The sequence below is a fragment of the Paenibacillus sp. sgz302164 genome (assembly GCF_056120505.1).
Window position 1 is genome coordinate 334,694 of the sequence record NZ_JBVYOL010000007.1, and the last position, 13,614, is coordinate 348,307.

The window sequence follows — 13,614 nt, forward strand, 5'->3', positions numbered from 1 at the left end:
CGCGCCGAACCTGAGCCGCTACAGCGGCGCTCTTAACAAATCGATGATCGCATCCGTTTTCGTCACAGGCACAAGCTGCTTGCCCGTCGATTTGCGGTCTTCCAGAGGCGCGGTTTCCGTGGAAAAGCGCACTTTCTCACCGCTGCTCATCAAAGCTGTGACAACGTAATCCATCTTGACGATAAACGTGCGGACCAAGGCCGTGCCGTTCGGTCTGACCCGCTTGCCCTCCTTGAATTCGAAGGTCGGAATGCCTTTGCCTCCGCGTCCTTGCAGCGGATAATCCACGACCAGGGAACGTTTGGCGTAACCGAGGTCGGAGATGACAAGCACTTCTCCCTCATCGCCATATATCCATTCCGCCGAGACGACTTCATCGTCTTGCTTGAGCTGTATGCCGCGCACGCCAGCGGCCGAGCGGCCCATCGGGTTCACTTCCTCTTCGCGGAAGCGGATGCTCATTCCCTGCTTGGTGACAAGCAGTATTTCCTTCGTATTGTCGCTCAGATGAACATGCAGCACTTCATCCTGCTCATTCAGCTTGCAGGCTACGATACCGTTCGAGCGGTTCGTCATGTACTCCTTCAGTTCCGTCCGTTTGACCTGTCCTTTGCGCGTTACGAAGACGAGCGATTTGCCCGGGTCGTCGAATCCTTTCACCGGAATCACGCTGACGATCCGGTCTTCCTTGGAAGTCGGAATGACGTTGACGATCGCCGTCCCGTTCTCCTTCCACTTGTACTCCGGCACCTGATGGACAGGCAGCAGGAAGTACTGTCCTTTTTGCGTAAAAATGAGCAGGCTTTCGATCGTATTCACGTCAAGCAGGAAGCGGACGTAATCGCCTTCCTTCAGTCCTGTGCTTTCCAGCTCGCCGCCGGAGCGCGTGAACGACAGCTTGCTTGTCCGCTTCAAATATCCTTCGTTCGACAGCGTCACGAACACGTCCTCCGGAGTGACCATCACTTCCAGATTGACCTTCAGCTCTTCCACTTCGCCCTGAATCTCGGAGCGGCGGTCGATGCCGTATTTTTTGCGGATATCGCCGATTTCGTCCTTGATCACGCCCAGCAATTTTTTCAGGCTGCCCAAAATGCCGCGCAAATACGCGATCGTTTTTTCCACATCGCGAAGCTCTTTTTCCAGCGCTGTAATTTCCAGATTCGTCAAACGGTATAATTGCAGGACGAGAATCGCGTCCGCCTGCCGCTCCGTAAATCCGAACTGGGCCACGAGGTTGTTTTGCGCATCCTGGCGGTTTTTGGAAGCCTTGATGGCGGCGATGACCTCGTCGAGGATGTTCAGCGCCTTCACGAGCCCTTCCAGCACATGAGCGCGGTCTTCGGCTTTCTCCAGCTCATACTGCGAGCGGTGCGTGACGACTTCCTTCTGGTGCTCGATATACGCCGCCAGCATTTCCTTAATGCCGAGCTGGCGAGGCGCTTTATTGACGATCGCGACCATATTGAAATTGTAGGTCACTTGCAGATCGGTTTTTTTCAGCAAATAAGCGAGAATGCCCTGCGCATCCGCATCTTTTTTCAGCTCGACGACGATTCTCAGCCCGTTGCGACCGCTTTCGTCGCGCACCTCGGCGATGCCTTCGACCTTTTTCTCCAGACGGATGTTCTCCATCGCCGTAACAAGCCGGGATTTCACTACTTGATACGGAATTTCCGTAATAACGATCTGCTGTTTGCCGCCGCGCAAATCCTCGATCGCGGTTTTGGAGCGGACATAAATGCGCCCCTTCCCGGTGCGGTACGCTTCACGGATGCCTTCCTCGCCCATAATGATGCCGCCCGTCGGGAAATCCGGGCCTTTGACGATGCCCATCAATTCCTCGATCGTAATGTCCGGATTATCGATCATGGCGATGCAGGCGTCGATCACTTCGCGCAAATTGTGCGTCGGAATTTCCGTGGCGAAGCCAGACGAAATGCCGCTGACCCCGTTCACCAGCAGATTGGGATAACGGGCGGGGAGTACGACCGGCTCCTTCGTCGAATTGTCGAAGTTGTCCTTGAACAAAACCGTCCGCTTCTCGATATCGCGCAGCAGTTCCATCGCGATCTCCGACAATCGCGCTTCCGTGTAGCGCATCGCCGCCGCCGGATCGTCGTCCAGCGAACCCCAGTTGCCGTGGCCGTCGATGAGCGTATGGCCCATCTTCCATGGCTGCGCCATCCGCACCATGCCCTCGTAAATCGAGGAATCGCCGTGAGGATGGTAGTTCCCCATCACGTCGCCGACGGTTTTGGCCGATTTGCGGTACGGCTTGTCCGGCGTATTGCCCGCATCGTACATCGCGTACAAAATGCGCCGCTGCACGGGCTTCAGCCCATCGCGGACATCGGGAATCGCACGGTCCTGAATAATATATTTGGAGTACCTGCCGAAGCGGTCGCCGACGACCTCTTCCAAAAACGCAGGCAAAAACTGTTCTAATGTGCTCAACGCTCGGTCACCACTCTTTATGATCTATACGGAAATCGGCGCGATTCGCAGCCGCTCCCGTCTTACTCTTCGAATTCGGTAAAATCGACATTCTCGATGATCCATCGCTTGCGCGGGTCGACTTTGTCGCCCATGAGCGTCGATACCCGCCGCTCCGCTTTCGCGGCATCCTCGATCTGAACTTGCAGCAGCGTGCGCGACTCGGGATTCATCGTCGTTTCCCACAGCTGCTCCGGATTCATCTCGCCGAGACCTTTGTAGCGCTGAAGCTCGCTGTTTTTGCCGAGCTCCTTCATGACGATCTGCAGCTGCTCGTCGGTCCAGGCATAGCGCTGCGCCGCGCTTTTGCCGCCTTTTTTGGTCACCTTGTAAAGCGGAGGCTGGGCGATATACACTCTTCCCGTATCGATCAGCGGCTTCATATACCGGTAAAAGAACGTCAGCAGCAGCACTTGAATGTGCGCGCCGTCCGTATCGGCGTCCGTCATAATAATGATTTTGCCGTAATTCGATTCTTCAGGATCAAATTCCGGGCCGATCCCCGCTCCGATGGCGGAAATGATCGCCTTGTACTCATCGTTTTTCATCACATCGAGAAGCTTGGCTTTCTCGGGATTCATCGGCTTGCCCTTCAGAGGCAGTATCGCCTGATGCTTGGAATCGCGTCCCTGCTTGGCCGATCCTCCGGCCGAATCCCCTTCCACGATGAACAGCTCGTTGCGTTCAAAATCTTTCGACTGCGCCGGCGTCAGCTTGCCGTTCAGGTTCGAGCTCTCGCTCTTCCCCTTCTTGCCGCTGCGGATTTCTTCGCGCGCTTTGCGCGCCGCTTCACGGGCTTTGGCGGCTTGCACCGCTTTCTTCAGCATCATCTGCGCGACCTGCGGGTTTTCCTCCAGGAAAACCGCCATTTTATCCGCGACGACCGCGTCCACCGCGCTGCGCGCTGCGGCGCTGCCGAGCTGGTCTTTCGTCTGGCCGACGAATTCGACATCGCCCATCTTGATGTTGATAACGGCCATCATTCCTTCACGCAGGTCCGTACCGTCCAAATTTTTCTCTTTTTCCTTGAGCAGCCCCGCTTTGCGGGCGTATTCATTCATCACGCGCGTGTAAGCGGTCTTGAAGCCGGTTTCGTGCGTGCCGCCGCCGCGCGTCGGAATCGAGTTGACAAACGAAGCGATCGTTTCCGTATAGCCGTCGTTGTACTGCAGCGCAACCTCGACTTCGATTTCATCCTTCTCCGCCGCGAAGTGAATCACCTCATGCAGCACCGTCTTCTCTTCGTTCAAAAACTGCACGAACTGGCTCGCGCCGCCCTCGTACTGGAACGTCTCCTGCTTGTCGGTTCTTTCATCCTTCAAATTCACCTGCAAGCCCGAGTTCAAAAACGCGATCTCCTGCAAACGCTCGGCAATCGTATCATAGTTGACCGCGGTTCCGCCCTGGAACACCCGCTTGTCCGGCTTGAACGTGATCTTCGTTCCCGTACGGTTCGTATTGCCGGTCACGATCAAGCCGGTAACCGGCTCGCCCACATGCTCGACACCGGCATCGTCGACCCAATACTCGAACCGCTGCTTATGGATTTTGCCGTCGCGGTAAATTTCCACTTCCAGCCACTCGGACAGCGCGTTCGTCACGGAAGCGCCCACGCCGTGAAGCCCGCCCGACTTCTTGTAGCCCGCTCCGCCGAACTTGCCTCCTGCATGCAGCATCGTAAATACGACCTGCGGCGTAGGAATTCCCGTTTTGTGCATGCCGGTAGGAATGCCCCTGCCGTTGTCCTGCACCGTAACGGATTGATCCTTATGTATCGTTACATGGATCTTGGAACAATGCTTGGCGAGATGCTCGTCAACCGCGTTATCCACGATCTCCCAAATCAGATGATGCAGGCCCGACGAGCTGGTGCTGCCGATGTACATCCCCGGCCTTTTGCGCACCGCAACGAGTCCTTCCAGCACCTGAATATCATCCGCGCCATAATCCGACGCCGGGGCGCTCTGATTTGTCATTATATCTAGCTGCTCGGTCATCGAAGCCCTCCTTCATGTTTTTCCGTCAAAATAGTTCGTCAGCATTAATTCAATACATCTTTTCGCGTGAATACGGTAAATGAAACGATCAGGGAAGCGATCGCCCAGACGCTTAGTACGGTAAGCGAGAAAGCCAAATCCATCCCTTTTATCGGAGGAAGCGATCCTGTCAAATAATCGGTTAACTCCAGATTAACCATGAATAAATATTTGGCCGTTTCCCATGATGATACCATATTGGAAAGAATGGTGCCGGAAATAAGTACAGCCAGCATGACACCCATACCTGCCGCCGTTGAACGGATCAGCACGGACAGCATAAGCGACATCAAAGCGACGACCAGGGACGAGAACCAGACAAGCCCGAACTCCATCAACAGAAAGAACCATTGGTCGACCGCCCTGACAAGGCTGAAATCCACATTCGAACCGCTGAGCTGAATCCCGATAAAAACCGGCAGCGACCATCCATTGTAGCCGAAAACAACCCCGGAAATCAAATAGCACAGCACGCCCGTTGCCAAAACAGTCAGCGATGTAAAGAAGACGACGGTGATTAACTTACTCAATAGGATTTTCCAACGCCTTACCGGTCTTGTCAACAATAATTTAATCGTCCCCGTAGAATGCTCCGATGATACGATGTCCGCGGAAATGACCATAATGATCAGCGGAATGAACAATCCGACCGCATTTTTAACAAATTCGCGGGTAAAAGTGACCGCATTGGGCGAGTTAGGGTCGACATTTTTTTCTAAATAATAATTGGCGACCTGAATCTGCACCTTGAGCTGCTGCTTCCACTCGTCCGGCGTGCGGGCGCTGCTCAGCCGCTTTTCCCAATCGGCGATTTTTTGCCGCTGGTCCGCTCTCCAATCAGTAGTGCCGAACTGCTTCTGCGTATTTTCGGCAACGCGCATTTGCGCATACGTAAACATCGGAATCAATGCCAGTAAAATGAGGATGATGACGTAAAACCGTTTCTTTTTGATCATCTTGATGCATTCGTTTTTGACCAGCGCGTACATGCTACTCAATTCTTTCACCCTCCGTCAGGCTCAAGAACAAATCTTCGAGCGTAGGATTTTTGATTTCTACGGAATAAAGGCTGATTCCTGCTTGAATGAGTTCACGGCTAAGCTGGGGAACGTCCTCTTGATTCATCTGCACGGCGATGAACTTCATGCCGTCGCCCGCTTCCTGGCCTTCCGGCGACGCGTTTTCCTCGATCGCTTGCACCAAGGGCGAAGCGGCAAAAATCCGCTCGGCCGCATCTCCCGGACGAACCGTCCACACCACCTTGCCGCCCTGCGCGACCAAGTCTTCGACGGCCCCTACCTTGATCACTTGACCATGGCTGATGATCGCCACTCTATCGCACATTTGCTGAATTTCACTCAGCAGATGGCTCGAAACGAACAGGCTCAGGCCGCCTTCCGCCAATCGTTTGATGAACTCTCTCATTTCCTTGATTCCCTGCGGGTCCAGGCCATTCGTAGGCTCGTCCAAAATAAGCAGGCTCGGACGGCCAAGAAGCGCCTGGGCGATGCCGAGACGCTGGCGCATGCCCAGCGAGTACGTGCGCACCTTGTCGTGAATGCGCTGATCCATGCTGACAATTTCCACGACCTCGGCAATCCGTTTTTTATCCACATCCGGCAGCATCCCCGCGAAATGCTCCAGGTTTTCCCAGCCCGTCAAATACGGGTAAAGCTCCGGATTTTCGACAATGCAGCCGACATGCCGCAGCGCCTGATCGTGCTCTTTGTGGACATCGTAACCGCAAATTTGAATCGAGCCTTCCGTCGGACGGATCAAATCGACCAGCATGCGTATCGTCGTCGTTTTGCCTGAACCGTTAGGCCCCAAAAAGCCGAAAATTTCTCCGGCATATACGTCAAAGGATATCCCTTTTATGATCTCTTTATTTTTAATCCGTTTTTTTACGTTTTTCACAGACAATACCGTATTTGGACCAGGCGTCATTTCCCGTTCATCCCCCTACTTCAAAATTTGCACAATGCGGTCGGCAATACGATCGTAACCGTCCCCATTCGGATGAAAATGATCGGCTGAAGAAATATATTTGAGCAAGTTTTGCTCGAACAGGTCATATGTAGGCACAAGCACCATATTTTTGTATCGGTTCGTCATCTCAAACACATTGTTGTTCCACTTCTGGACAATCAGCGAGCCTTTCCGTTCCGGATCCAGATCGAGAAAAGGATGATACAAACCGACGTAGAGCATGACGGCGTTCGGATTCGCTTTATGGATGGCTTCTACGATGCCGTTCATTCTGTCCAGCGCGGGACCTACTCTTGCTGCCGCCGCTTCCGGGTTGAACTCCTGCGGATCTTCGGAGAAAATCCCGTTCCCTCCGTCAAAAAGGTCATTGCCGCCTATCGTCAGCAGCACGATATCCGCTTGCGCGATCGCATCCTGCGTCTTTTTCAATTCCAAATCTTTCAGCAACTGGCCGCTCCCATATCCTGGAATCGCCAGATTGTTCAATACAAAAACAGGCTTGCCGCTCTGCTGTTCCAGCTTCTCGCGAACGCGGCCGACATAGCCCTTGCCCGTATTGTCGCCTGTTCCGGCAGTCAATGAATCCCCCAGAGCGACGATCTGCAGTTTGTTTTTGGAGTCGATATACGTTTCCTTGCCGCTTTGCGGCGCAGAGATCGCATATTCGCTTGAGCCCGCTTTCGGAAACAAAATTTGATTAACCGCATAAATAAAGCCGACAACAAAAACGACCGTTGCTATCGTGGCCGAAAGCCCTACAATCCCCCAAATCCATCTGGATGATTTCAAAAAAAGTCCCTCCTGCGAATAAATGGCTTATTTCACTCTAAGAGTAAAGCTTCTTGCCGCATTTTGCAAACTTCTGTCAAGAGCGACAAAACCCTCTCTGCCGGGACAGAGAGGGTTTACGCGAAGCGGCTTAATGCACGCCGCCCGATGCATATTCAGTTCCGCAAGGCCCCCCGGCTTCATTGATTTCCAGCCGGATCTCGGAGCCGTCGTGCCTATAGATCGGGTAGTACCAATGAGCGATTTTTTGCGCTGAGATGCCCGTATAGTGACAAATAAACGCCCGGCGGAAGCGGTCCTGCGACGTATTCGGGTACGATCCGTGAATCATGCTGCCGTTAAAAAACAGCACATCCCCCGCCTCCAAACTCAGCGGGATCGCTTGGCGCCCTTCCGGCACGTCCACCTCTTCCTTCGTGAAGGACTGCTTCGGATCGGCATCGTGCGGGCATAACACGTCTAGCGTGTTCGTTTGCGGGACGACGAACAATCCCCCGTTCTCCTCGTCTGCGGCATCCACGGCAGTCCATGCGGCTATGCATGTGCCCGGCTCCACCTGCAAATAAAAGTTGTCCTGATGCAGCGCCTGCCCCTTCGCGCCCGGAGGCTTGAAATAAAACATGCTTTGCGCGGCAATCGGTTCTTCCTTCAGCAAATCCGCTAAAATATTCATGACTCTCGGATCAAGCATGTATGCCATCGAAAGATCATCGACCTTGTGCGGATGCATCATCCGCGGGTACATTTTCAAAATATCGTTCCCCGCTTCCTCGCGCGAAACCGGTTTAAAACAGCCGGGAATCGGCCCCGCAGCATGCAGCTTCATAAAGTGGTCCCGCAGCTTCTCCGCTTCCCCCGCAAAAAGCCCTCTTACAACCACATAACCTTCCCGATAAAATTGCTCCACCTGGTCTGGTGCCAACACGCCTCCAAGAGCTTTAGATTCCAAATTTAAAGCCTCCATTCCTTGTTGTCATTGTGTTTTTCACAATTCTATTTTAAAATGAAAACGCCAAAGGAGGAATGCATACAATGGCTAATAACCTTGATGATTCTGCTATTCATAAAGAAACACCGAGCCCTTCCCCCGGCGTTTTCGTAGCCGGACATTTCAAGGAACAGCCGGGCTACCTCGTTCATCGTTCCGGCGGCACCAGAGACTGGCTGCTCACCTACACCTTGGCGGGAACCGGCGCTTTTCAAATCAACCAAACTACGTACACCGTCCAAGAAGGCGATATCGCGATGTTGACGCCCGGAACTCCTCATCACTACTACACCCCACAGGATACCGTATGGGAATTTATGTGGGTTCATTTCATTCCGTCGCCATCGTGGTCATCGCTGCTGCGCCTTCCTCAAGCCGCCAAAGGGCTGCTTTTCGTCCAGTTGGAGCTAAAGCGGATACGTGAGCGCATCGCCGCCGCCTTTCAAAGATTGCTCCAAGACAGCTTGGAAACGGAAGCCGGAACACTCCGCATGCAGCTGTCCATGAATGCACTCGAAGAAATGGTGCTGCTCCTTGCTCAGGCAAGCGGTTCCGATAATAATCGGGCGCTTGATCCCCGTGTAACGCAAGTGATGGACCTGCTGAACCTGCAAATGAGCGAACCGCACACCATTGAATCTCTTGCAGCAAAAGTCGCGCTTTCCCCATCCCGGCTATCCCATCTTTTCAAAGAACAGGTAGGAGAATCCATTATGGAAACTTTGCAAAAAATCAGACTGCGCCACGCAGCACGCCTCCTGGAGTACACAACCCGGCAAATATCGGACATCGCAGGAGATGTAGGCTATCGCGATCCCTACTACTTCACCAAATTGTTCACAGGACTCTACGGAAAAAGCCCCACCAAATATCGAACCAACCTGCACAAGCGCGGCTAATAACTTAGAGGCTCCAGCCGCGCTCTCTTCCATCCATCTCACCAGCTACCTTATTCCCACTATCCCTTTTGCTCAGGCTCATCTATTTGCTGCTTTTCTCACATGGCCGTGTTCCCGCCAGCTACTCATATTCCCACATCCCTTCTACTCAGCTCATCTTTTGATGCCTTTCACATACTGCCGCGTTCTCGCCAGCTGCCCTTATTTCCACTATCCCTTTTGCTCAGGCTCAGTAATGGCTTGCTTTCGCCCCAGACTGCATTAGCAAGTCTGCTTGCAACTTTCCTGCTTGATCGGCTGTACTGACTTCACTGTCAAACTTCCTCATGAACGAAGGGGATAGTGGTCATAAGCGTCATCAAAAGATATAGCGCTCTGGATTACTCACCTCATAATATATAACCGCTAACGCATAACCGGCACATTGCGCGCAAAAGCCTGCTAAAATACATCTTTTTCGCTCCTTCATGCGCTTGTCTAAGATTATTCCTGCAATTCCGCAGGTTTTACCGCTCAAACTCCAGCTCAGCCCGGTCTCTCAAGCCGCTTTACACACGACTGACTTTCTTCGGCGATAAAACCGTATAAAAAAACTGCCCGATCGCCAAAGCAACCGGGCAGCATTAAGAAGTGTTAACCTGCATCCTGTAAAAATTTGTACTGGGCCTGGATAAGGCCGTAATATATTTTTCGCTCGTTCATCAATTCATCGTGATTGCCGCTTTCCATCATTCGGCCGTGGTCGAGGACGATGATTTTGTCGGCATTGCGAATGGTCGAGAGTCGGTGCGCGACGATGAACGACGTTCTTCCGGCGAGCAAGGTTTTGAGCGCTTCCTGGATTTTGAGCTCGGTTTCCGTATCGATGCTTGCCGTCGCTTCATCGAGAATAAGTATGCGCGGGTTCGCCAGCAATGCGCGAGCGAAGGAAATCAGCTGCCTTTGCCCCATGGAGAGCACGTTGCCCCGTTCCTGGACTTCGGTTTCATAGCCTTGAGGCAAAGCCGCTATAAAATCGTGCGCGTGGACGGCTTTAGCCGCTCTTTCCACTTCTTCATCCGTAGCGTCCAGCCGTCCGAAGCGGATGTTGTCGCGGATCGTGCCGGAGAAAATAAACGTATCCTGCAGCACGATGCCGACCTGGGAACGCAAGCTTTGGATCGTTACTTCGCGGATATCCTGCCCGTCGATAAGAACGCGGCCCTCCACCGGATCGTAAAACCGGCACAGCAAGTTCATGATCGTGCTTTTTCCCGATCCGGTATGGCCTACAAGCGCAATCGACTGGCCCGCTTTTACATCCAGGTTGATGCCTTTCAAAGCAGGTCTGCCGGGCTCATATTCGAACACCAAATTTTCGAATTTCACGTTTCCGGCAATGTCCGGCAGTTCTTTGGCGCCGGGAAGTTCCGCTACGGAAGGCTTTTCATCGATATATTCGAAGATTCGCTCGGAAGAGGCCATTGCCACCAACAGTTGGGAATACATTTGTCCCAAGCGGGTAATCGGCTCCCAAAAATATCCGATGTACGTTGCGAAAGCGACCAATAAGCCTACCGAGATTTCTTTGGATTGAATCATGTGGGCGCCTAGCCAAAACAAGATGCAGTAGCCGATCGCTCCCGTAATTTCGATAATCGGCCCGAAGCTTTGATTCAGCATTGAGGCGCGGTTCCACGATAGGCGGTTCACCATGTTCATGTTACGAAAAAAGTTAATATTTTCTTTTTCCTGCGTATACGCCTGGGTAACCCGAATGCCTTGAATGCATTCGTTCAAATGTGAGTTTAAACGCGACTGCTTGATCGTGACATCCTGCCACGCCCGGCGGATTTTCAGGCGCAATTTGGTCGAAATGAGAAACATCAGAGGGACGGTTACGATGATCGCCGCGCCCAATTTGAAATTATAAGAAAGCAGAATGATCATAATGCCGCAAAGCTGAACGCAGTCGATCAGCAAATTGACGACGCCGTTCGTGAACAGATCCTGCAAAGAGTTCACGTAATTCGTCACCCGAACCAAAACCGAGCCCGCAGGACGCGTGTCGAAAAAGCGAAACGAAAGCTTTTGGATATGGCTGAACAGATCGTGCCGGAGATCGTAGATGACGCGCTGGCCGATCATATTCGTGTAACGGATCCGGAACGTGTTGGCGACCCACTGCACGATATAAACACCGAACATAATGCCCATCAAGATGAATAAAAGCTGGCCGTCCTTCGGCGTGATCGCGCGGTCGATCGCATATTTAATAAGCAGCGGCACCGTCAGCTTCGTCAATGCGCCCACAAACATCATCACGATGATGATCGGCAAAAATTGCTTCGCGTAAGGCTTCATGTAACCGAATAGACGTCTAAGCTGGTTCCAGTCAAACGGCTTGTCGATCAGCTCGTCATCCTGATATACGAATCGCTGTCCGGACTGCGAATCTTCCGGCTGAGAGGAATTTCCGGCTTGCTTGGAAAAAGTGCTCAATGCGCCAACCTTCTTTCTAAAGAAGATGAATAGCCGTCTGCCTCCGCGCGCCCTTCCGTGCCTGGCTGATCCGCATACTGGATCCGGTAAGTTTGACGGTAAAGGCCCTCCTGCGCCAAAAGCTCCTGATGCGTTCCTCTTTGTACGATCCGGCCTTGATCCATGACGATAATTTCGTCCGCATGCTTCAGCGAAGAGATCCGGTGAGCAATAATAAACGTCGTACGGCCCTGCATGACTTCTTTGAATCCGGCCTGGATTTCATGCTCTGTTTCCATATCGACAGCGCTCGTCGCGTCATCGAGAATAAGAATTTTCGGATCTTTCAGCAGCGCCCTCGCGATTGCGATCCGCTGTTTTTGCCCGCCGGATAAGCCGAGGCCGCGCTCGCCGACAATCGTATCGTAGCCAAGCGGCAGCTCCATGATAAAATCGTGGGCTTTGGCCAGCTTGGCCGCGCGGATGATTTCTTCCATGCTCACGTTTTTGCGCCCGTAAGCGATGTTGTTGCGGATTGTAGAGGAAAACAAGAACGTTTCCTGAAAAACCGCCGCAATTTGGCTGCGCAGGCTTTCTACCTGGATGTTGCGAACATCCTTGCCATCGAAGGTGATATGTCCTTCCTTGACATTGTAAGCTCTCATCAACAGGCTGACCACCGTCGTCTTACCGGAGCCCGTGCTGCCCAGCAGTCCGATTACGGAGCCGGGAGGTGCATCGACGGAGAAATCGTACAGCGCCGGCTGTTTTTCGGGATAGGCGAAAGTAACCCGGTCAAAGCGAACATGGCCGCGAACTTTCGTTTCAGCCAGCGAAACGGCTTCCTGCTGATCTTTTACGTGTATGTACTGATGAAGAATTTCCAAAATCTTTTCGCCGGAAGCTTTCGTTTGAGTAAAGTTATTGATATGAAAGCCGAGTCCCCACATCGGGCCGATAATGTACCAAATGATGCTGAAGCACGCGACCAATTCGCCGAGCGTAATCGTTTCCTGAATGACCATGTAGCCGCCGGCTCCGAGTAAAAGAACGACGCTCAAGTTCGCCAAAATTTCCATGACGGGAAAATATTTGGCCCATATGTGCGACGTTTCCACGTTCATTGCCCTGTATTCTTCGTTATGAGTCGAGAACTTTTTTACTTCATGGGGCTCGCGGGCAAAAGATTTTACCGTGCGGACTCCCGTAATATTTTCCTGAACGGCCGTCGTCATCGTTCCCAGCGACTTGCGCACCAGACGAAACGCGGGATGAATCTTGCCTTCGAAACGAACTGCTGTAAAAACGAGGAAAGGCATGGAAACCATGGTGATGAGCGTCAGCTGCCAATTGATCGAAAACATCATGGCCATGCCGAAAATCAGCATCAAAAAGACGTTCAAAATTTGCGCGAAGCCAAAGCCGATAAAGTTCCGAATCGCTTCCAGATCCGCTGTCAGACGCGACATCAAGTCCCCGGTACGCGCCTGATCGTAATACTGAAACGACAAGTACTGCAGCTTGTTGTAAAGCGCGTTGCGCATATGGAACGCAACCCGATTTCCGAGCCTTCCTCCGCAAAGGCCGTGCAAAAACTGAAACATGCCTTTCAAAGTTACGACGCCAACGACAAAAAGCGACAGCTTCGGCACCAAGTCGAACCTTTGTTTCGTAATTACATCGTCGATCAAATAGCGAAGCAAATTCGGATACACGAGTCCAAGCGCGGTCGCTGTAACCAGGCATAGAATCGACCCGAACAACAGCTTCTTCTCCGGCCAATAGAACTCTTTCAGTTGCCTAAAGACGTCCACTTTTAAAGCACCCTCCTCAAGAAGGAAAATTGGGAAAAGCTGAGAAAGCGTTTCAATACTTAATGAATCTTATCACCATCCCCCTATCGGAGCAACGAGAGGATAACGGGATTTATACGCTTAAACCCGCATAACTCCACAAA

Annotated in this window: 9 protein-coding genes; 1 reads left to right on the top strand and 8 read right to left on the bottom strand. The window is 52.4% G+C overall.

Annotated features, from left to right (window positions below):
* Nucleotides 1–18: 18 nt before the first annotated feature.
* The 6 genes from gyrA to AC0LWT_RS14540 all read right to left on the bottom strand — a co-directional run bounded on the left by gyrA (nucleotide 19) and on the right by AC0LWT_RS14540 (nucleotide 8,259).
* Nucleotides 19–2,457: a DNA gyrase subunit A gene (gyrA, locus tag AC0LWT_RS14515; protein ID WP_474681970.1), complete on the bottom strand. Its 2,439-nt coding sequence runs from the start codon at nucleotides 2,455–2,457 to the stop codon at nucleotides 19–21.
* Nucleotides 2,458–2,519: 62 nt separating this feature from the next.
* The gene (gene parE / locus AC0LWT_RS14520; protein ID WP_474681971.1) at nucleotides 2,520–4,493 is read right to left on the bottom strand and encodes a DNA topoisomerase IV subunit B; all 1,974 of its coding nucleotides are present in this window, start codon (nucleotides 4,491–4,493) and stop codon (nucleotides 2,520–2,522) included.
* A 44-nt stretch (nucleotides 4,494–4,537) separates the two neighbouring features.
* The gene (locus tag AC0LWT_RS14525) at nucleotides 4,538–5,530 is read right to left on the bottom strand and encodes a DUF2705 family protein (RefSeq protein WP_474681972.1); all 993 of its coding nucleotides are present in this window, start codon (nucleotides 5,528–5,530) and stop codon (nucleotides 4,538–4,540) included.
* Nucleotides 5,523–6,479, bottom strand: coding sequence for an ABC transporter ATP-binding protein (locus tag AC0LWT_RS14530; protein ID WP_474681973.1), 957 nt, complete (start codon nucleotides 6,477–6,479; stop codon nucleotides 5,523–5,525). Before AC0LWT_RS14530 ends, AC0LWT_RS14525 begins: the two co-directional genes overlap by 8 nt.
* A gap of 15 nt (nucleotides 6,480–6,494) precedes the next feature.
* Nucleotides 6,495–7,310: a GDSL-type esterase/lipase family protein gene (locus tag AC0LWT_RS14535; protein WP_474681974.1), complete on the bottom strand. Its 816-nt coding sequence runs from the start codon at nucleotides 7,308–7,310 to the stop codon at nucleotides 6,495–6,497.
* A gap of 130 nt (nucleotides 7,311–7,440) precedes the next feature.
* Entirely contained in the window at nucleotides 7,441–8,259 is an 819-nt protein-coding gene (locus AC0LWT_RS14540; protein WP_474681975.1) for a phytanoyl-CoA dioxygenase family protein, read from the bottom strand.
* An 83-nt stretch (nucleotides 8,260–8,342) separates the two neighbouring features.
* Between AC0LWT_RS14540 and AC0LWT_RS14545 the strand changes: the two genes are divergently transcribed.
* Nucleotides 8,343–9,197, top strand: a complete 855-nt coding sequence (locus AC0LWT_RS14545; protein ID WP_474681976.1) for a helix-turn-helix domain-containing protein — start codon at nucleotides 8,343–8,345, stop codon at nucleotides 9,195–9,197.
* Nucleotides 9,198–9,830: 633 nt separating this feature from the next.
* Here the strand turns inward: AC0LWT_RS14545 and AC0LWT_RS14550 are convergent.
* A complete protein-coding gene (locus AC0LWT_RS14550) occupies nucleotides 9,831–11,678 on the bottom strand; it encodes an ABC transporter ATP-binding protein (protein ID WP_474681977.1) in 1,848 nt (615 codons plus the stop codon).
* On the bottom strand, nucleotides 11,675–13,471 hold the full coding sequence (locus AC0LWT_RS14555) for an ABC transporter ATP-binding protein (RefSeq protein WP_474681978.1): 1,797 nt from the start codon (nucleotides 13,469–13,471) through the stop codon (nucleotides 11,675–11,677). The genes AC0LWT_RS14550 and AC0LWT_RS14555 overlap by 4 nt, the downstream gene beginning before the upstream one ends.
* Between the last annotated feature and the right edge of the window lie 143 nt (nucleotides 13,472–13,614).

What these genes read in the sequence shown, in the direction of transcription:
- parE (WP_474681971.1), bottom strand. Translation starts at nt 4,493, where the DNA reads ATGACCGAGCAGCTAGATATAATGACAAATCAGAGCGCCCCGGCGTCG.
- AC0LWT_RS14530 (WP_474681973.1), bottom strand. Translation starts at nt 6,479, where the DNA reads ATGACGCCTGGTCCAAATACGGTATTGTCTGTGAAAAACGTAAAAAAA.
- AC0LWT_RS14545 (WP_474681976.1), top strand. Translation starts at nt 8,343, where the DNA reads ATGGCTAATAACCTTGATGATTCTGCTATTCATAAAGAAACACCGAGC.